Source organism: Bacillus sp. 275 (assembly GCF_001999205.1).
In the GTDB taxonomy this organism is placed as follows: domain Bacteria; phylum Bacillota; class Bacilli; order Bacillales; family Bacillaceae; genus Bacillus; species Bacillus velezensis.
In genome coordinates, this window is sequence record NZ_CP019626.1 from 3922092 (window position 1) to 3941729 (window position 19638).

20 protein-coding genes and 1 other RNA gene are annotated in these 19638 nt (G+C 45.4%); 14 read left to right on the forward strand and 7 right to left on the reverse strand.

What is annotated here, in order from left to right; all coding sequences use genetic code 11:
- Nucleotides 1-67 precede the first annotated feature (67 nt).
- The 3 genes from sucA to BZ167_RS19395 all read left to right on the forward strand — a co-directional run bounded on the left by sucA (nt 68) and on the right by BZ167_RS19395 (nt 4984).
- On the forward strand, nt 68-2902 hold the full coding sequence (gene sucA / locus BZ167_RS19385; RefSeq protein WP_007407971.1) for a 2-oxoglutarate dehydrogenase E1 component: 2835 nt from the start codon (nt 68-70) through the stop codon (nt 2900-2902).
- Between the two features lie 15 nt (nt 2903-2917).
- Entirely contained in the window at nt 2918-4165 is a 1248-nt protein-coding gene (gene odhB / locus BZ167_RS19390; RefSeq protein WP_007407972.1) for a 2-oxoglutarate dehydrogenase complex dihydrolipoyllysine-residue succinyltransferase, read from the forward strand.
- Nucleotides 4166-4237: 72 nt separating this feature from the next.
- Nucleotides 4238-4984 carry an MBL fold metallo-hydrolase gene (locus BZ167_RS19395; RefSeq protein WP_060675212.1) on the forward strand — a complete coding sequence of 249 codons (747 nt, stop codon included), beginning with the start codon at nt 4238-4240 and terminating at the stop codon, nt 4982-4984.
- Between the two features lie 32 nt (nt 4985-5016).
- Here BZ167_RS19395 and BZ167_RS19400 read toward each other — a convergent pair whose 3' ends face one another.
- Nucleotides 5017-5988: a bile acid:sodium symporter family transporter gene (locus BZ167_RS19400; protein WP_060675211.1), complete on the reverse strand. Its 972-nt coding sequence runs from the start codon at nt 5986-5988 to the stop codon at nt 5017-5019.
- Nucleotides 5989-6187: 199 nt separating this feature from the next.
- On the opposite strand from BZ167_RS19400, the gene BZ167_RS19405 reads away from it, so the two are divergent.
- On the forward strand, nt 6188-7525 hold the full coding sequence (locus tag BZ167_RS19405) for a sodium-dependent transporter (RefSeq protein WP_007407975.1): 1338 nt from the start codon (nt 6188-6190) through the stop codon (nt 7523-7525).
- Between the two features lie 39 nt (nt 7526-7564).
- Here BZ167_RS19405 and BZ167_RS19410 read toward each other — a convergent pair whose 3' ends face one another.
- The 3 genes from BZ167_RS19410 to BZ167_RS19420 all read right to left on the reverse strand — a co-directional run bounded on the left by BZ167_RS19410 (nt 7565) and on the right by BZ167_RS19420 (nt 11874).
- Entirely contained in the window at nt 7565-8410 is an 846-nt protein-coding gene (locus BZ167_RS19410; RefSeq protein ID WP_007407976.1) for a superoxide dismutase, read from the reverse strand.
- Entirely contained in the window at nt 8407-10290 is a 1884-nt protein-coding gene (locus tag BZ167_RS19415) for a terpene cyclase/mutase family protein (protein WP_060675210.1), read from the reverse strand. The genes BZ167_RS19410 and BZ167_RS19415 overlap by 4 nt, the downstream gene beginning before the upstream one ends.
- A 96-nt stretch (nt 10291-10386) precedes the next feature.
- On the reverse strand, nt 10387-11874 hold the full coding sequence (locus tag BZ167_RS19420; RefSeq protein WP_003153776.1) for an aldehyde dehydrogenase family protein: 1488 nt from the start codon (nt 11872-11874) through the stop codon (nt 10387-10389).
- 183 nt (nt 11875-12057) lie between these two features.
- Here BZ167_RS19420 and BZ167_RS19425 point away from each other — a divergent pair, with 183 nt between their 5' ends.
- The 3 genes from BZ167_RS19425 to BZ167_RS19430 all read left to right on the forward strand — a co-directional run bounded on the left by BZ167_RS19425 (nt 12058) and on the right by BZ167_RS19430 (nt 13105).
- Entirely contained in the window at nt 12058-12261 is a 204-nt protein-coding gene (locus BZ167_RS19425) for a DUF6501 family protein (protein WP_007407979.1), read from the forward strand.
- Nucleotides 12262-12326: 65 nt separating this feature from the next.
- Nucleotides 12327-12467: a DUF4025 domain-containing protein gene (locus tag BZ167_RS20240; RefSeq protein ID WP_003153781.1), complete on the forward strand. Its 141-nt coding sequence runs from the start codon at nt 12327-12329 to the stop codon at nt 12465-12467.
- Between the two features lie 293 nt (nt 12468-12760).
- On the forward strand, nt 12761-13105 hold the full coding sequence (locus BZ167_RS19430; protein ID WP_003153783.1) for a PH domain-containing protein: 345 nt from the start codon (nt 12761-12763) through the stop codon (nt 13103-13105).
- A gap of 44 nt (nt 13106-13149) precedes the next feature.
- Here BZ167_RS19430 and BZ167_RS19435 read toward each other — a convergent pair whose 3' ends face one another.
- Together BZ167_RS19435 and BZ167_RS19440 are read right to left on the reverse strand one after the other, a co-directional pair.
- Nucleotides 13150-13383: a hypothetical protein gene (locus tag BZ167_RS19435; protein WP_003153785.1), complete on the reverse strand. Its 234-nt coding sequence runs from the start codon at nt 13381-13383 to the stop codon at nt 13150-13152.
- Nucleotides 13380-13652: a hypothetical protein gene (locus tag BZ167_RS19440; RefSeq protein WP_014418114.1), complete on the reverse strand. Its 273-nt coding sequence runs from the start codon at nt 13650-13652 to the stop codon at nt 13380-13382. The genes BZ167_RS19435 and BZ167_RS19440 overlap by 4 nt, the downstream gene beginning before the upstream one ends.
- 70 nt (nt 13653-13722) lie before the next feature.
- Between BZ167_RS19440 and BZ167_RS19445 the strand changes: the two genes are divergently transcribed.
- Nucleotides 13723-14205, forward strand: a complete 483-nt coding sequence (locus tag BZ167_RS19445; protein ID WP_025284853.1) for an Hsp20/alpha crystallin family protein — start codon at nt 13723-13725, stop codon at nt 14203-14205.
- Here BZ167_RS19445 and BZ167_RS19450 read toward each other — a convergent pair.
- Nucleotides 14192-14425: a hypothetical protein gene (locus tag BZ167_RS19450; RefSeq protein ID WP_060675208.1), complete on the reverse strand. Its 234-nt coding sequence runs from the start codon at nt 14423-14425 to the stop codon at nt 14192-14194. The genes BZ167_RS19445 and BZ167_RS19450 overlap by 14 nt on opposite strands.
- Before the next feature lie 92 nt (nt 14426-14517).
- Here BZ167_RS19450 and gerPC point away from each other — a divergent pair, with 92 nt between their 5' ends.
- The 6 genes from gerPC to BZ167_RS19480 all read left to right on the forward strand — a co-directional run bounded on the left by gerPC (nt 14518) and on the right by BZ167_RS19480 (nt 19635).
- Nucleotides 14518-14898, forward strand: a complete 381-nt coding sequence (gene gerPC, locus BZ167_RS19455) for a spore germination protein GerPC (protein WP_039254893.1) — start codon at nt 14518-14520, stop codon at nt 14896-14898.
- Between the two features lie 82 nt (nt 14899-14980).
- Nucleotides 14981-15472: a TraR/DksA family transcriptional regulator gene (locus BZ167_RS19460; RefSeq protein ID WP_015417624.1), complete on the forward strand. Its 492-nt coding sequence runs from the start codon at nt 14981-14983 to the stop codon at nt 15470-15472.
- A 144-nt stretch (nt 15473-15616) separates the two neighbouring features.
- Nucleotides 15617-16243 (forward strand): FMN-dependent NADH-azoreductase, encoded by a 627-nt coding sequence (locus BZ167_RS19465; protein ID WP_003153791.1) that lies wholly within the window; start codon nt 15617-15619, stop codon nt 16241-16243.
- A gap of 215 nt (nt 16244-16458) precedes the next feature.
- A non-coding RNA gene (gene ssrS, locus BZ167_RS19470) (6S RNA) lies at nt 16459-16644 on the forward strand.
- 107 nt (nt 16645-16751) lie between these two features.
- On the forward strand, nt 16752-18530 hold the full coding sequence (gene recQ / locus BZ167_RS19475) for a DNA helicase RecQ (protein WP_060675207.1): 1779 nt from the start codon (nt 16752-16754) through the stop codon (nt 18528-18530).
- A gap of 235 nt (nt 18531-18765) precedes the next feature.
- Entirely contained in the window at nt 18766-19635 is an 870-nt protein-coding gene (locus BZ167_RS19480) for a 3D domain-containing protein (protein WP_007407985.1), read from the forward strand.
- Nucleotides 19636-19638: the final 3 nt, after the last annotated feature.

Here is a 19638-nt window from a genome sequence, read left to right on the forward strand (position 1 = left end):
GCGTTCAAAAGTTATTTCAAGATAGTGAATTGATCACTTGATTATCTAGGTTGGGGGTAATATTCAAATGTTTCAAAATAATATGAAACAAAGAATGAATTGGGAAGATTTTTACGGACCGAACCTCGGCTACGCACTGGAGCTGTACGACCAATATGCTGAAGATCCAGACAGCATTGATCCGGATCTGAAAGACATGTTTGACGAACTAGGCGCTCCGCCAAGCCAAATAAAAGAGGCATCGGGAACAAAGGAACAGGGACGCGTCACCGCAGATCTGATTCAAAAGATCGCAGCAGCAGTTAAACTTGCAGAAGATATTCGAACCTATGGCCATCTGAACGCTTCCGTCAATCCGCTCAGAAAGGATCCGAAAAAGAGCGAGCTCTTTCCGTTATCCGAGTACGGGCTTACAGAAGAAGAAATGAAAGCAATACCCGCGTCTGTCATCTGTAAAGACGCACCTGCCAATATAACAAACGGCTTAGAAGCCATCCAGCATTTACGCAATACCTATAAAAGAACCATCTCCTTCGAGTTTGACCATGTGCATGATTTCGAAGAGCGCGCATGGATTACAAAAATGGTCGAATCCGGAGAACTGTTCCGGAAAAATTCACCGGAAAAACTGTCAGCCGTTTTAGAAAGACTGACGGAAGTAGAAGGATTTGAACAATTTTTACACCGGACATTCGTCGGTCAGAAGCGTTTCTCAATTGAGGGGTTAGACGCGCTTGTGCCGGTTCTTGACGACATTATCGCCCAGTCTGTGAAAGCGGGCACAACCAATGTCAATATCGGGATGGCGCACAGAGGCCGTTTAAATGTGCTTGCGCATGTGCTCGGCAAACCGTATGAGATTATTTTCTCAGAATTCCAGCACGCGCCGAATAAAGACCTTGTGCCGTCTGAAGGATCGACCGGCATCAGCTACGGCTGGACGGGCGATGTAAAATACCACCTCGGTGCAGACAGACAGCTTCAGGATGCTGAAACCAAAAGCGCGCGGATTACGCTTGCAAATAACCCGAGCCATTTGGAATTCATCAATCCGATTGTTGAAGGAAGCACGCGGGCGGCACAGGAAACAAGAACGCAAAAGGGGTACCCGGTTCAAGACGAAACAAAATCGCTCGCCATTTTAATTCACGGTGACGCAGCGTTTCCGGGAGAAGGCATTGTCGCCGAGACGCTGAACTTAAGCTCTCTGAAAGGCTATCAGGTCGGCGGGGCCATTCATATCATCGCCAATAATATGATCGGCTTTACAACTGAAAGCGATGAATCACGATCCACGAAATATGCCAGTGATTTGGCGAAGGGCTATGAAATTCCGATCGTTCACGTCAACGCGGATGATCCGGAAGCATGCCTGTCAGCCGTTAAATTTGCGGTTGAATACCGGAAGCGGTTCAATAAAGATTTCTTAATCGATTTAATCGGGTACAGACGGTACGGCCACAATGAAATGGATGAGCCGTCAACGACACAGCCGATGCTGTATGACGCCGTCAGAAAACACCCGACTGTCAAGCGGATCTTTGCGGAAAAACTCGTAAGTGAAGGACTGATCAGCGAGGAAAAAGCGCAAAACATCGAAACGACAGTGACAAAACGAATTGAAGACGCCTATAAAAAGGTGCCCGCCAAAAAAGAAGACGCCGTACGGGAAATTGAATTGCCGGAACCGGTGTCCAACGGTTTTCCAGATGTTGATACAGCCATTGATTTTGATGTTCTCCGCAAGCTGAACGGCGAACTTATCAACTGGCCGGAATCTTTTAACGTGTTCGGCAAGCTGAAAAGAATCCTGGAAAGACGTGCAAAAGCGTTTGATGATGACCGTAAAGTTGAATGGTCATTGGCTGAATCGCTTGCGTTTGCTTCCATTTTGAAAGACGGCACGCCGATCCGGCTGACCGGACAGGATTCAGAGCGCGGAACGTTCGCTCAAAGAAACCTTGTGCTGCATGACAGCGAAACAGGAGAAGAATTTGTTGCCCTCCATCACTTAGACGACTGCGCTGCTTCATTTACGGTGCATAACAGCCCGCTCTCTGAAGGTTCGGTTCTCGGCTTTGAATATGGATACAACGTGTATTCGCCTGAAACGCTTGTGATGTGGGAGGCGCAGTACGGGGACTTTGCCAATGCGGCTCAAGTCTATTTTGATCAATTCATATCTGCAGGACGGGCAAAATGGGGACAAAAATCAGGACTGGTCATGCTGCTGCCTCACGGTTACGAAGGGCAGGGCCCTGAACACTCCAGCGGCCGCGTCGAGCGGTTCCTGCAGCTGGCGGCGGAAAACAACTGGACGGTGGCCAACCTGACAAGTGCGGCTCAGTATTTCCATATTTTAAGAAGACAAGCGAAAATGCTGCTTCGTGAGGAAATCCGCCCGCTTGTGATCATGACGCCGAAGAGCCTGCTGCGCAACCCGAATACGGTATCTGAAGTGCAGGAACTGAGCGAAAGCCGATTCAAGCCTGTCTATGAGCAGTCCGGTCTTTCCCATGCTTACGAAAAAGTGACTCGCGTCGTATTATCAAGCGGAAAAGTGTCAATTGATATCAGCGATCACTTCAACAAAATGGAAGGCGATAAGGATTGGCTTCATATTGCCAGAATCGAACAGCTGTATCCGTTCCCGGCAAAAGATACGAAGGAGCTTTTCGCCAAACTGCCGAACCTGCAAGAGATCGTTTGGGTTCAGGAAGAGCCGCAGAACATGGGGGCATGGAGTTATATCAGCCCGTATCTGACGGAAATCGCGCCAAAAGGAGTAAATGTCCAATACATCGGCCGAAGAAGACGATCCAGTCCCGCAGAAGGAGATCCGACAGTCCACAAAAAAGAACAGGAACGCATTGTATCTGATAGCTTGACTCGCAAAAACTAAGGGGGAAATGAAAAAATGGCGGAAATTAAGGTACCTGAATTAGCAGAATCAATCTCAGAAGGAACGATAGCCCAATGGTTAAAGCAGCCCGGTGATTATGTAGAACAGGGTGAGTACTTGCTTGAACTGGAGACGGATAAAGTAAATGTTGAATTGACAGCAGAAGAATCGGGTGTTCTAAAAGAGGTATTGAAAGATTCGGGTGATACCGTCCAAGTAGGAGAAATTATCGGTACCATTACAGAAGGCGCTGGCGAAAGTTCTGCACCCGCCCCTTCAGAAAGTGCTCCAGCCAATGAACAAACGAAAGAGGAAGCAAAAGCTGAACCTGCTGCACAAGAAGTCAGCCAGGAAGCACAATCAGAAGCGAAATCCAGAACGGTAGCGTCTCCGGCTGCACGCAAGCTGGCAAGGGAAAAAGGAATTGATCTATCACAAATTCCGACGGGAGACCCGCTCGGCCGCGTGCGCAAACAAGATGTGGAAGCTTATGAAAAACCGGCTTCAAAACCTGCGGCACAGCCGAAACAGCAGGCTCCAAAAACACAGCAAAGCTTTGACAAACCTGTCGAAGTGCAAAAAATGTCCCGCCGCAGACAGACGATCGCGAAACGATTGGTTGAAGTGCAGCAGACTTCTGCGATGCTGACTACATTTAACGAAGTTGATATGACGGCCGTTATGAATCTAAGAAAACGCCGTAAAGACCAATTCCTTGAGCAAAACGAAGTAAAACTCGGTTTCATGTCGTTCTTTACAAAAGCCGTCGTGGCTGCATTGAAAAAATTCCCGCTCCTTAACGCTGAAATTCAAGGCGATGAGCTGATCGTGAAAAAATTCTATGACATCGGTATTGCTGTCGCGGCTGAAGAAGGGCTTGTCGTCCCAGTCGTGCGTGACGCTGACCGCCTGACGTTTGCCGGCATTGAAAGAGAGATCGGCGAACTTGCGAAGAAAGCGCGAAACAATAAATTAACATTAGGTGAGCTGCAAGGAGGCTCCTTCACGATCACAAACGGAGGTACATTCGGATCGCTTATGTCAACCCCGATCCTAAACAGCCCTCAGGTTGGGATCTTAGGTATGCACAAAATTCAGCTGCGCCCAGTAGCGATTGATGCGGAGCGCTCTGAAAACCGTCCGATGATGTACATCGCTTTATCATACGATCACAGAATTGTAGATGGTAAAGAAGCGGTCGGATTCCTTGTCACCATTAAAAACCTGCTTGAAGATCCGGAACAGCTGTTGCTGGAAGGATAATTTGAGACAGACAAAAAGTACACTGCCCTTACAAGCAGTGTACTTTTTTATTGAGAGAAGGGGAGAATTTATATGAAAAGCTGTTATCCGCTTGAGATCGAATTTGAATATAATGAAGAATTGCATTCTATCACTCCGGTTCTTCTGCAAGACGAACATGACACGATATTAATAGACTGCGGATATCCCGGTTTTACAAACCATCTTCAACATGCCGCTGCCCGGCATGGAATGTCGCTTCATTCATTGACAAAAATCATTGTAACGCATCACGACATAGACCATATCGGCTCACTCGCTGCATTATACCGTTTACATCCGGATGTCAGCGTGACAGTACATGAGCGTGAAGCGCCGTATATTGACGGCTCTAAAAAATCTTTACGGCTTGAGCAGGCTGAATCAACGTTTTGTTCATTGCCAGAGGATGCAAAGCCTTATGCAAAACAGTTCATCCGCTCGCTTCAATCAGTCGAATCGGCTCCAGTTCACCGGACAGTTACTGACGGCGAGCTGCTGCCCTGGTGCGGAGGCATTCGCGTTGTAGCCACGCCGGGTCATACACCCGGCCATATCAGTCTTTATCTGCCTGCCGAAAAAACTATGGTCACAGGTGATGCGGTCGTCATTGAAGACGGAAAGCTGAACCTTGCTAATCCCGGCTATACGTTACATATGGATGATGCGGTCCGTTCTGTGCGGCGGCTGCTCGATTACGATATCCGCCAATTGATTTGTTATCATGGAGGTTTATTTCAGGGGGATGTAAAAAAAGCGCTTTTGCGTCTGTTTCGTGATCTGCAGAATAAACAAGGATAGGAGCGGCAGCAGCCTATCCTATCCTTGTTCAGTTATGAAAACGGAATCTTTGCCGTTTCTTCTTCTTCGGCGCTGTTTTTCTCTTTTTTCTTAGACCAGTAGGTGGCAAGAACAGACCCCGACAGATTGTGCCATATGCTGAAAATTGCGCTCGGCACGGCTGACAAAGGGGAGAAATGCGCTGTCGCAAGCGCTGCGCCCAGTCCGGAGTTTTGCATTCCGACTTCGATCGCAATCGCTTTTTGTGAAGCATAATCCATTTTGAACAGCTTTGCAGTCAGGAATCCTAACAAATATCCGATTCCGTTATGTAAGATGACGACAGACACAATCAGCAGTCCTGATTGAAGCAGATGCTCACGATTTACGCTGACGACAGAGGATACAATCGCTACGATGCCGATTACCGACACGAGAGGAAGCGCGTGCACGGCTTGTCCGACCTGTTTTTTGAAGAACAGCTTCACAATCACCCCGAGGACGATCGGCAAAAGCACGGCTTGCATAATGGAAACAAACAGTGAGCCGAAAGAAACGGGGAGCCACTCTTTCGCAAACAGCATAATAAGTGCCGGCGTTACAATAGGAGCAAGCAATGTTGAGATCGTGGTGACCGCAACAGAAAGCGCCGTATTGCCTTTCGCCAAAAACGTCATGACGTTTGATGCCGTACCGCCCGGACAGCATCCGACCAGAATGACGCCCGCGGCGATTTCTGCGGGGAGGCGGAGCCCGATTGATAAACAGAAAGCCGTAAGCGGCATAATCGTAAACTGGCAAGCGACTCCGATCACGACATGCCAAGGCTTTCTGATTAATTCTTTAAAATCGTCTGCTTGAAGAGTAAGCCCCATCCCAAACATAATAATACCAAGGAAAATCGTCATATAAGAACTGATCCAAGAAAACAAATCAGGGCAGGCGAATCCTAAACCGGCAAAGACGATAACCCACAAGCCAAAGGTTTGGCCCGCAAACCCGCTTATTTTTTTCAGCCATTCCATAAACACAGCTCCTTTTACATTAAATCAGTCAGAAAATATGACTGACTTTTCTGTATTCCATTATAAATAATGTTCTGAATAATTCAATATTAAATATAAGTTTTCAATAAAATTATTATGTAAACTAATATCTTCTTGACTATTCAGACATATATTCTTACAATTGATTTTTATACTGAAATGAATTGGGAGTGCTGAAGTGAAAGAAGCTAATCAATGGTCATCTAAGCTGGGATTTATTTTAGCTACGGCCGGCTCTGCAATCGGGCTCGGCGCAATATGGAAGTTCCCTTACGTAGCGGGAACCAGCGGAGGCGGCGCTTTTCTGCTTGTTTTTATTTTATTTACTGTTTTAATCGGACTGCCGCTTTTGCTTGCTGAATTTATTATCGGCAGAAAAACACAAAAAAACGCCGTTGAATCCTATAAGGCGCTCGCGCCGGGGAAAAAGTGGCACTGGATCGGATATCTCGGAATCATTACGTGTTTTATTCTATTATCCTTCTACAGCGTAGTGGGGGGATGGATATTAATCTACATTATAAAAGGCTTTACGGGCGGCTTATCGCTTTCTTCGGGATTTGATACGTTATTTATCGATACCATTTCAAATCCTTATGCAGCCGTTTTCGGCCAGCTGCTGTTTATCGTGCTGACGATTTTAGTTGTGGCAAAAGGGGTGAGCAGCGGCATTGAAAAAGTGAGCCAGGTGCTGATGCCGGCTCTGTTTATTCTGTTTATTCTCTTAATGATCCGCTCCGTAACACTGCATGATGCAGCAAAAGGATTAAAATTCTTTTTTATGCCTGATTTTGGCGCGATGGATGCCAATACCATTTTATATGCGATGGGACAATCATTTTTCTCGTTAAGCGTCGGAGTGTCCGTAATGGTTACATACAGCGCATATTTAGAAAAAGAAGAAAATATTGTTCAATCCGCCGTATCGGTGACGGTATTAAATGTCCTTGTTGCTGTGATGGCGGGAGTGGCGATTTTTCCGGCGGTGTTTGCATTCGGCCTCAAGCCGGATCAAGGCCCGCAGCTTTTATTTAACGTGCTGCCGACCGTCTTTAACCAAATGCCGTTGGGCATCGTGTTTTTACTCGCCTTTTTGCTGCTGTTTTTATTTGCGACGCTGACATCGGCTTTTTCAATGCTTGAAATTTTAGTTGCTGTTTTGTCAAAAGGCGATTCGGCAAAACGGAAGCGGTATGCATGGATCGGGGGACTTGCTATATTTATTGTCGGGGTCCCTTCGGCGCTGTCGTACGGAATTTTGAGTGATGTTTCTATTTTTCACCGCAGTATTTTTGACGCTGCGGATTTTCTGGTCAGCAATGTCTTAATGCCGCTGGGCGCGCTTTTAATTGCCGTTTTCGTACCGTTGAAAATCCCGAAACAGATGCTGTTTGACGAACTGAAAAGCGGTTCCGGTATAAAACGAAAATGGTTTGCAGTCTGGCTCCTATTAATCCGTTATGTGGCTCCTGTAGCCATTATTATCGTTTTTCTGCACGTGCTTGGTATTTTTTAAACCAAAAGAAGCAGGCCCCCGTTCAAGACGGGGGCTTTTTTAATAAAGCGGCCATATCACGCGGTGCGCTTGCTCGAACCGTTTCTCCGCCTCCCGCCAATCAACGACATTCCACCATTGATCCACGTAAGCCGCTCGGTCGTTTTTATATTGTAAGTAATAAGCGTGTTCCCACACATCCAGCGGAAGCAAAGGAATGACGTCCCACTGGCTGTAGAGCTGATGCTTCTCAGCGGCCAAAATCTCCAGCCGCCCGGCGCGCGGCGCCCAGACTAGGATAGCCCAGCCGACTCCTTCGACTTTTTTCGCCGCTTGAGAAAATTGCTCTTTAAAAGCGGAGTAGCTTCCGAATGACACATCAATCATTTGAAAGAGTGCACCCGTCGGCCGTCTTTTTCCGTTTGGATTCATCGAAAACCAGAAAATACTGTGCAAATAATGGCCCGCCCCGTGAAACGCCAATTGCCGCCCCCAATGTGCCACTAAGTCGTACTGTTTCGTCTGTCTCGCTTTTTTGAGCTCCAGTTCTGCTTTATTCAGACCGTCAACATAGCTCTGATGGTGTTTGGTATGGTGCAGTTTCATAATCTCTCTTGAAATATACGGTTCCAGTGCGGAATAACTGTAAGGCAGTTTAGGGAGGACATGCTTGCCGATCGGCACATAAGCTCTGCGCTCATCCGGCTCTTCGGGTTCAGTAATGTCCCGGTAAAGTGCTGATGCCTGTTCGTACCATTCCGCCTCCGTTAATCCATCATCCTGAAGGGTGTGAAAAATCCGGTCGATTTGTGCCGCGAAGCGATCGAACCGGCCTTGCTGAATGACTTGTTCCTTCAAGGTTTCACACCAATTCAGCATCTCGGTTTGATAAGCGTGCCGTTTCATTTTTCTTCCTCCTTTTCACTCATTTTCATAAAAGTGCTGAGCGCAAGCAAAGAAAACACATACGGGTAGCTGTGATACCTGATGTAAAACTGCTTCGGCAGGCCGATTCCGGTCGGATAGCTGAAAGCGGCTCCTTCGTAATGCCGGTTTTCAATAAGAAAAGATATGCCTTTTGTGACGGCTTGATGATGAGTTTTTTCGTATTGCAGCAAAGCTTCGGCCGCCCAAGCCGTCTGTACAAGCGTCCCGTAAGAAAGCGGAACATAGGTTTTGACTTCTGCGCTTTTACAGGATTCTCCCCAGCTTCCGTCCTCGTTTTGAATGGACTTCAGCCAGCGGATCGCTTTTTTCACGGCCGGGTGGTTTTGGCTCACGCCGCAAGCCTTCATCCCTGTCAGCGCTGCCCATGTGCCGTAAATATAGCAGACCCCCCATCTGCCGTACCACGATCCGTTCTCTTCTTGATGGCGGATCAGCCATTGGACGGCCTTTTCAATCTGAGGGTGATCAGAAGAAAGCCCCGCTTCTCCTAAACAGTGCAGCACCCGTCCGGTTAAGTCGCTTGTTGAAGGATCGATGGCCGCTTCCTCAGCCGATTCCAGCGGCAGCAGGCGGACCAGCGGATGATTGACATTTTTCTCAAAAGCAGAGAAGCCGCCGTCACTGTTTTGCATGGACAAAAGCCAGCTCAGTCCGCGTTCCCATGAGGCGGGATACAGTTTTCGCGGAATGGCTTTGAGCACTGCGGCTGTGTCATCACAATCAGGATTATTTGTATTGATGTTTGAAAAACCCCATCCTCCCGGTTCAGCATGCGGGTTGTGAACGGCCCAATCAGCGACTTTCGTCTGCTGCCGTTCACGCAGAAACCGGGCGGCGCTGGTTATCATCTGATCGTTATCTGAGATGCCGCTTTTCATAAGCGCATAGTTGAGAAGCGCCGTATCCCAAACGGTCGACGTTGAGTTTTCCAGGTACGGTAAATCGCCGCAAGACGTGAGCAAAGCTTTCGTGCCGGCAAGTGCTTTTCTGATAACGAGGGAGTGGCGCGATACACCGAGAGCGAGCAGGCCGTACACCATAAAAATAGTGGCGCTCGCATAGCTGTATAATGTGCCGTCTTCTTCAATCCGGTCAAGCATATACGTTTTGGCCGTACGCAGACCGAGCTGGTGAAAAGCGGCAGGAATCTGCAAAAGCCGCTTCCAGTGCGCGAAAAGAGAAGAGAGGTCTCTGTTCTCATCCTGATCGGAACGAAGCCATGTAAACGGATTTTTAGTCATATGCCGATCTAAATGTGCGAGAGACGGAACGTTGGGATTTTTCAGCGAAAATCTTTTGTTAAGCGTCACGGCCATCGGTACAAAATGAATACGGGCGTATGTACTGAACTGGTAAAAATGCAGCGGGAAGGATGGGGGAATGACTAAGAAAGATAATGGCAGATGCAGCGCGGGCCATGGATAAAGGCCGTTTGCCGCAAGCATCCACTTTGTCATGAAGTGTACGTTGCGCAAGCCGCCATTTGAGATGATAAAGCGTTCGGCCTGAATCATATGCGCCTCAGAACGGCTATATAAACCGGAAGCCAGCAAGCCGGCATAGCCCTGTACAGTGGCGGTCACATTTCCTTTCCGGTCATCAGGATAGTTGGCAAAAGTTCCGTTCGGGCGCTGTTTAGCGCGAATGCCTTCTGCAAGCTCAGCGATCAGTTCTTTATCATTGTCTCCAAGAGAAGTGAGGAGGAGGATCAGAAAGGCGTTTGTCAAAATCGGTCCTTCAAAACAAAATGACCATGAGCCGTCCGCATTTTGCGTTTCTCTTAATAGGGAGATGGTTTTCTTTTGGCGGCTTCTGACGTTTTCATGAATTGTGCTCACACTCGCTCAACTCCTTCAGAAGCATATATATTCATATGTCAAAGGCGGCATGACAAAAGAAAGAAACTGCTGACAGGCAGCAGTTTCTTGTTTGATTTAATCTTCCAGATTGATCCAGACGCTTTTCACTTCTGTATAATTATTCAGCGCGTAAGAGCCCATTTCCCGCCCGAGGCCGGATTGCTTATAGCCGCCGAAAGGAGATGCCGCATCGAAAACATTGTAGCAGTTGACCCAAACGGTGCCGGCTTGGAGACGGTCAGCAATGTAATGGGCGTTTTTCACATTCTCAGTCCAAAGTCCGGCTGCAAGGCCGTATTCCGAGCGGTTCGCCCGCTCAATGACTTCATCTACCGTATCATACGGAATGGCGGCTAAAACAGGGCCGAAAATTTCTTCTTTTGCGATGGTCATGCTGTCATCCACATCCGCAAATACAGTCGGGGAGACAAAATACCCTTCTTCAAACGGGCAGCTGCCGCCCGCGACAGCTTTGGCTCCTTCCGCTTTTCCTTTTTCAATATATGAAAGCACGCGCTCATGCTGTTCCTGACTGACGAGCGGGCCGATTTGTGTATCTTGGTGAAGGCCGGCGCCTTGCTGAAGCGATTTCGCATATGAAACCATTTCGCTGACGACCTCATCATATTTGTCTTTGTGAATGAAGACACGGGAGCCTGCACAGCATACCTGCCCCTGATTAAACATGACCCCGTTTAAAGCGCCGGGAATGGCTTTCTTCAAATTGGCGTCAGGCAAAATGATGTTAGGTGACTTTCCGCCAAGCTCCAGTGTCACGCGTTTAATTTTTTTTGCGGCTTTTTCCATGATTTTTTTGCCGATTTCTGTAGAGCCGGTAAAAGCGAGTTTATCGACATCGTCATGGTTGGTCAGCGCTTCCCCGGCCGTTTCGCCGAACCCTGGGACAATATTGATGACGCCGTCAGGGAAGCCCGCCTGATCTATTAATTCCGCTAAATAGAGGGCGGTCAGCGGTGTCTGCTCGGCCGGTTTCAAAACGATTGTGCAGCCTGTGGCAAGGGCGGCGCCCATTTTCCACATCGCCATAAGGAGCGGGAAGTTCCAAGGGATGATCTGCCCCACGACGCCGACAGGCTCATGGCGGGTGTAATTAAAATATGAGCCGGCGACCGGAATTGTTTGTCCGGTTATCTTTGTAGACCACCCGGCATAATAACGCATATGCTCAATTGCAAGCGGGATATCCCCATTCGTCGTTTCATTAATCGGTTTTCCGTTATCAAGTGTTTCAAGCTGCGCGAGTTCCGTTTTGTGCTCTTCCATTAAATCGGCAAGCTTATACATCAGCCTGCTTCTGGAAGCGGCCGGCATAGTGCGCCATTCGCCGTGATCAAAGGCTTTGCGTGCCGCTTTCACTGCACTGTCAATGTCTTCTGTCTGTGCCTCGTAAAGCGTCATCAGCGTTTCTCCGGTTGCCGGATTCGGTGTGACAAATGTTGAGCCTGAAGCGCTCGGAACAAATTTTCCGTCAATATAAAGTTTCTTCGTGCCCTGTAAAAATGTTTCCAGCCTTTTTGTGATCTGCATCGTTAAAGAACTCATTCGTAACAAACCTCCCGAAATTTTTTTATGGTCTGTTTTGAGCATCTTGATGTCCGCGCAAAGTAAGCGCATACAGTCATTCTATAATAACAGCCCCGGTAAAATCAATTGATAACCGTTATTGCAATTCACAAGAAAAAACAGCTACAATAAGCTTATCGATTAAGAAAAGGAGTTTTATAAATGATTCATAATAATTGGCAGACAAAAGAAAGCGTCAAAAAGGTCAAATGCGTACATACAGATGCGAAAAAATACATTGTCAAAAATGTGCTGACGCCGGGTAAAGAGTATGAAGTCAAAAATGAAACAGAAGAATTCATTTTTGTTGTAGACAATACAAACAAAGTCGGAGGCTTCTATAAAGAGTATTTTGAAGAAGTTTAAAGCTGAATGAATTCATTTTGCCTGAGCCATACTAAAAAAGACTACATATAAAGGGTGGCTGCAAAATGAAAAAAACAGAGCAAGACAAACAAAATAAAACATCAGATCAGCTTCAGCAAGTGCAACCTGAAGAAGGCACCGACACGACGATGGAACAAATTTCAGATACCTATAAAGAAGGAACGATTGAAGATACGGATCGTTGATGTTTTGTTGAAACCGCGGCATTGGAGAAGCCGCGGTTTTTTATGGCGAAAATAAAAAACTGACTTTTCGAAAAAAATACCGTTTTCTTGAAACCTTTTCTTCCGTTGAACCGTATTACTTCATAACAGCGGCACCTTTCGCGAAGGGCTTTTTTGATGAACGTTCTAAAAATGTAATCTGTTCGTAATGGTTTAAATGCCGTCTATGTCGTATTCTTATATAGGGATAAAGAACTTATTTTTTTATGATTGTAATAAAACAATAGTATAGAAGCAGAAAGTGGGGTTCTTCATTGGGAATTTTTTCTGTCAGCAGATCAACCGACACAAAAAAGCTGGAGGCTTTGCTCGTTGAGGGAGAACGGATCGAAACGATTTATAAACTGCGGGTTGACCAAATATGCTTTACGAATAAACGAGTGATTTTCTTTGATAATAAAATGTTCTCCAAAAAGAAAGTGCGCGTATTTCTTCCATATAAAACAATTGAAAGCTTCGCCATTCAAGAAGCGGGGATGTTTGATCCAGATACCGGGCTTGTATTAATGACAAGGGGAAAAACTTTCGAATTGGAATTTGCAAAAGAAACGGACTTGACTGAGGTTCAAGCCATCTTAACAAAATACTTATGCAGTTAAATATCACATAAAAGCCATCCGAATGCATGCGGATGGCCTTTTTATTATATAATGCTTGTTTTTCCGGAGTTCGAATCAATGAGATCCGGATCAGCAATAGAACTGATGGGGATATAAATCGGCGCCAAATCACCATTTTCTTCACCGAATCCGTAGTTGATCTTATTGGATAAAAAATAATCGATTTGCTGATACGGGCCGATCGTAATGGAAGAACCGCGGTCGACTGCATTTACTTTAAAGCCTCCTACATTTACCAAAACCGGCGAAAACATCATAATGGGCCTCCTTTTCCGGCAGGGATTTTATCGCATGCAGACTCAAAGGCAGATGGAGAATCAATTTGATCCCGGTCATCCACTTTGCCGTTCGTGCCGATGAAGCCGCTTGCATCTCCGAAGTTCTGTCCGTATCCCTGATTCTTTTTATCAGAATTCTGCCATTCCGCCAGTAAATTTTGTCCGACATTCACCGCTGAAGCATTTTCAAAGGAATTAATTTTCAACATGAAAATATTAATATTGATATATGGAGTTGGTTGAACCACAGGCAAACCTCCTTTAATACAGGTGTATGCCGGCTGTTATGACCGTATGCTTAGACAGGGGGCGATAAAAATGGATTTCGATAAGATGAAGCAATGGATGGAAATGGCGCAAAACATGTCCGGCGGCGACTTTTGGAAAAACGTTTTTGATGATGAACAACTGAAATCATTTCAAAACGGCCATTCTCATTTTCCCTTTCAACAGGGAGATGGGCAAATGAAAAGAAATGAGGATGCTTTTCCTCTTATAGATATTGTAGAAACCCATGATGAGCTCCAATTTTTACTGTATCTGCCCGGCTACCGGAAACAAGATGTTCAGCTGCTGTCCTACGGAGAATATATCGTCGTAAAAGGCACGAGAAAATCCTTTTTCAATGAACAGGATTTTAAACAAAAGACCGGAAAATACGGCGATTTTGAAAAAAAACTCGACCTTCCGCATTCCGCTCAGGGAACGAAGGGAATGCAGGCGGTATTCAAAGACGGGATTTTATATATATCGATTGCTAAACATCTGGGGGATGCAAGCCAGATCATTATCGAAGGCTGATCTTGTTTGCTGTGCCATCTATCAGATCTGAATCATCGATACTCGTGATAGGGATGACGACAACGGTGCAATCACCGTTTTGTTCACCGTACCCTTCATTTCTTTTATTGGCTGCTGTGTTTCTCACCATAACGGAAGAGCCGGTGTTAAAAGTTGCTCCGCCGCTGATTCCGTTCATTTTTATATACTCAAAATTGATAACGGATGGAAAAAACATCATGATTCGCCTCCTTTTTGTATATCATGTTTATATATTCGCAATGCGGGGCGCATAGAACTTTCCAAGAGTGACGGGGAAAGAAGTGATTTTCTTTGAAAAAAATAATGAAAGAGATTTTCAAAAAAGTGTGTGAAGAAGAATTAGACCGGCTTAAGAAAGTGGAACAACAGCTTGATGAGCTTCAGGATAAGTGTCATTTTGAGCCGCAGACGGTGGAAGGGGAAAAAACATATGTCCATATTGAGCACGTCAAAGTGGACAAGGTTGAATACAATATTGATTTTGAAAATCTGAGTATAGAAGAGCTGAGCGGTATGCTGAATATCGGCGCCACTTACCATACACCGGCGCACAGGCTCAAACAAACCTGCGCTGAAGAATTTCGGGACAACCCGCAAAATGATGCTGCGAAAGAAAAAAGACAGACAAAGCAGCAGACACCCAATGTCACCATCAGGGGGAGAAAACATTGACCCCGTTGTTTCAGCCTCCTTTTTCGAGGGTATGTATTAACAGATGCAGCGAAGAATACAGACGAAAAAGGAGATGATGAATATGTCATTATCAAAAGAACAGCAGGACAGCCTTTATCATAAATTAATCGATTTAAAGGAAAGTCTTCAGGGAGAATCAAAAGAAAATCATTCAATGAGCGAAGACACAGGAGAACTGTCGAACGGAGTAGATAATCACTTAGCTGATCACGGAAGCATTTATTTGGACAGGGTCACGAATCAGACGCTGGACGGTGTCGATCAGAATCTTTTAGATGAGGTGAATGCCGCGCTTGAACGAATGGAAAAAGGAACATACGGGATTTGCGAGAAAACGGGAAAAGAAATTCCTTATGAAAGACTTGAAGCCGTGCCGTACGCCAGAATGACCGTCGAAGCGCAGCGAGAAACAGAAGGGGATGTGAAAACAGACGCTCCGTCATATGAAAGGGAATTTCACGAGCAGGTGAAAGACCTCTCAAATAAAGAAACCGTTGATCAAAAAAGCTCACAAACTTACGAAATCCTTGATCGTGAGCAGGATTCACAATAATAGCAGCAGGTACATTCATATGTACCTGTTTTTTTATTCCATAAAAAATCTCAAAATCGAAATAAAATCATTGACTTTATATAAAAAAGAAAGTAACATACTATTTGTAAGTAAATATTAAAAGATTACCGGGAGGAATTTAGAATGTCTCAAGTATTATTTGTAAAATCAAGTGATCGTACGGCTGAAGAAGGCGTATCCGTAAAATTATACGAAGCGTTTCTGGCTGCTTATAAAGAAAACAATCCGAATGATGAAGTGATCGAACTTGATCTTCATAAAGAAAACCTTCCTTACCTCGGAAGAGATATGATTAACGGAACATTTAAAGCTTCAAAAGGAATTGAAATGACAGACGAAGAGAAAAAACAAGCGTCAACTGCTGACATTTACTTAAATCAATTTGTCAAAGCTGACAAAGTCGTGTTTGCATTCCCGCTTTGGAACTTCACAGTGCCTGCTGTGCTTCATACTTATGTTGATTACCTGTCTCGTGCAGGAGTTACTTTCACATACACGCCTGAAGGCCCTAAAGGTCTGATGGGAGATAAAAAAGTAGCGCTCTTAAACGCACGCGGCGGCGTATATTCTGAAGGACCGATGGCATCTCTTGAAATGTCATTAAACTTCATGAAAACCGTTCTCGGTTTCTGGGGTGTCCAAGATCTTCACACTGTTGTCGTTGAAGGCCATAATGCTGCACCGGATAACGCTCAAGCGATCATTGAAAAAGGACTGCAAGAAGCGAAAGATCTGGCTGCAAAATTCTAATTTTCATTAACTCTTGCGCCCCTACAGGGTGTGAGAGTTTTTTCTATTATAGAAGAAACTGGCGGCTGCTTTCGATCTGATCTTATATTGATATATTGATATTTTGTCGAAAAAACAATTTTTATGTAGAATAAAGCATTTTTCACAAAGAAAAAAGGTTTTCTGTAAAAGAATTAACCCTCTTGCCAAAATACGACTGATGGTGTAGGATATAAGAGAAGCTACATTGTTCGTATTGTTAATTAAGTTTTAACCTTTAAGCTGTAATAGGGAGTTTTATATCGAAGCCGGAATGTCATGCCTCCATTGCAGAGGACGACAGGAACGCTTCTGCAAACACCCACTTTGAGGAGTGGTGGTTTAAAACTTTCTTACTTGCGTACGGCATACGTAGCGAAAGCCATTTCCCTTGCGGAGATGGCTTTTTATTTTGAATTGCTCTTGAGCAGCGTACTTTATCAGTATGATAAAATAAAAGAATCAAAGACAAAGTGAGGTTTTACAAGATATGCTGGAGAAAGCCCAATCCCTTCTGGCGCATTATTTTGGCTACGACAGTCTACGCGCGGGCCAAAAGCAGGCGATACAATCAGTTGCAGAGGAGAGAAAAAACACGGTCTGCATTATGCCGACGGGGGGCGGAAAATCAATCTGCTATCAGATTCCCGCACTGCTGTTTGAAGGAACCACAATCGTTATTTCCCCTCTTATTTCCTTAATGAAAGATCAAGTCGACGCGCTTGAAGAAGCGGGTATCGCGGCAGCTTATATTAACAGCACCCAGACAAGCCGTGACATTCATGAGCGCCTGACCGGTTTGAAACAAGGGGCGTACCGGCTCTTTTACATCACACCGGAGCGTTTGACTTCTTCTGAATTCATTCACATCCTGCAGAATATTACGGTTCCTCTTGTCGCCATTGACGAAGCTCACTGTATATCGCAATGGGGACATGATTTCAGGCCGAGTTACCGGAATATCGAAATCCTTTTTAATGAACTAAAAGAACCGCCCGTCATCATCGCATTAACGGCGACGGCTACGCCTGAGGTTCATGATGACATCTGCAAGCAGCTTCATATTAAGAAAGAACAAACTGTATATACCGGTTTTGCCAGAGAGAATTTAACGTTTAAAGTAGTAAAGGGCGAAAACAAAGACCGGTTTATCGAGCGGTATCTGGAAAAAAATAAACACGAAGCCGGCATTATATATACAGCGACAAGAAAAGAAACCGACCGTTTATATGAGAAATTAAAACGCAGCGGCATCAATGCCGGCCGTTATCACGGCGGATTGGCGGATGATGACAGAAAAGACCAGCAGGAGCGGTTTCTTAACGATCAGATACAAGTGATGGTAGCTACGTCCGCTTTCGGAATGGGAATCGATAAGAGCAACATCAGGTTCGTTTTACACGCGCAGATTCCGAAAGATATGGAGAGCTATTACCAGGAAGCCGGACGGGCCGGGCGCGACGGTCTTAACAGCGAGTGTGTGCTCTTGTTTTCGCCGCAGGATATTATGGTGCAGCGTTTTTTAATAGACCAATCGGCCGCCGGAGAAGAAAAACAAAAGCAGGATCTCAAAAAACTGAGACAGATGGTGGATTACTGTCATACGGAAGATTGCCTGCAGCGGTTTATTCTGAAGTATTTCGGCGAGAATGAGGCGGAAGCTTGCGGAGCATGCGGCAATTGCACTGATACAAGGACCACCCATGACGTCACAAAAGAAGCGCAGATGGTATTGTCATGCATCATCAGAATGAATGAGCGCTTCGGAAAAACGATGGTGGCGCAGGTGCTTAGCGGGTCAAAAAATAAAAAAGTGCTGGAAAACGGCTTCAGCAGCCTGTCCACTTACGGCATTATGAAGCATCAATCCGCAGCGGAAATCAGTGATTTTATCGAATTCCTTATTTCAGATGAATATATCAGAATGGCGGACGGCACATTTCCGACGCTAATGGTCACCCAAAAAGGCAGGGACGTTCTGCTTGGAAAAAGCGCAGTCGCGAGAAAAGAAGCCTTACAGGCCGCCGCCGTTACCGAAAATGATGAATTATTTGAGCTTCTCCGGCGTCTCCGCAAAGAAATTGCAGCTGAACAGGGTGTGCCTCCATTTGTCGTGTTCTCAGATCAGACGTTAAAAGAAATGTCGGCGAAACTTCCGAAAACAGATCAGGATCTTCTTTCCGTAAAAGGGGTCGGGGAACAAAAAAGATTGAAATACGGAGCGGTTTTTTTAGAAGAAATCCGAAATTATGTAAGAGAAACAGAGTGAAAAAAAGTTTTTTTAGAAATTTGTACATTGTGTTTTTCATTGGCGCCGGAAAAATCAGAAGCTTGAAAACCCTTGCTGTATCAAGGTTTCAGCAAGACTTACCAAGCGAGAGAAATGTTTCATGTAAAGGAACTGTAATCTAATTCAAATCGTTTTGTTATTGAACTGACATTTTCATATGTTACGATATCACCTGTTAGCCGCCAATAAAAAGCTAACAAGGGAGGATTTACTTATGAAGAAGACGATTATGTCCTTTGTCGCAGTTGCAGCAATTTCAACAACTGCATTTGGAGCTCACGCTTCTGCTAAAGAAATCACGGTGCAAAAGGGTGACACGCTCTGGGGGATCTCGCAAAAAAACGGAGTGAACCTAAAGGACTTAAAAGAATGGAATCAGTTATCTTCTGATTTAATCATTGAAGGAGAGAAACTGACTATTTCTTCAGTAGAAACAACCACATCTGGGCAGTACACAGTGAAGCAGGGCGACAGCCTCTGGAAAATTGCTCAGAAATTCGGAACATCAGTCGGCAATCTGAAAAGCTTGAATAACTTGCAATCAGATATAATTTACGCAGGCACAACGTTAAATGTGAAAGGTCAGGCTCAGGCTGCACAGCCGGCTCAAGAAGCCAGCCAGCCGCAAACTGAACAAAAACCAGCTGCCGAGACAGAACAGCCGAAACAAGAAGCTGTCAAAAACGAGCAGCCTAAACAAGAACCTGTTCAAGAACAACAACCTAAACAAGAAGCGAAGGCTGTCGAAGCAAAACAGCAGCCTGTTCAATCAAATACAAACCAACAAGAGCCTAAAAAGCAGCTGACAATGACTGCAACTGCTTACTCTGCTAACGACGGCGGCATTTCCGGTGTAACGGCAACCGGTGTTGACTTAAACAAAAACCCTGATGCAAAAGTCATCGCGGTAGACCCTAGTGTCATTCCGCTTGGCTCTAAGGTGTATGTTGAAGGTTACGGAGTGGCAACAGCAGCAGATACAGGCGGCGCAATTAAAGGAAATAAAATTGACGTATTTGTTGCAAAGAAAAGTGACGCTAACAACTGGGGCGTCAGAACAGTAAATGTTAAAGTATTAGACTAGTTT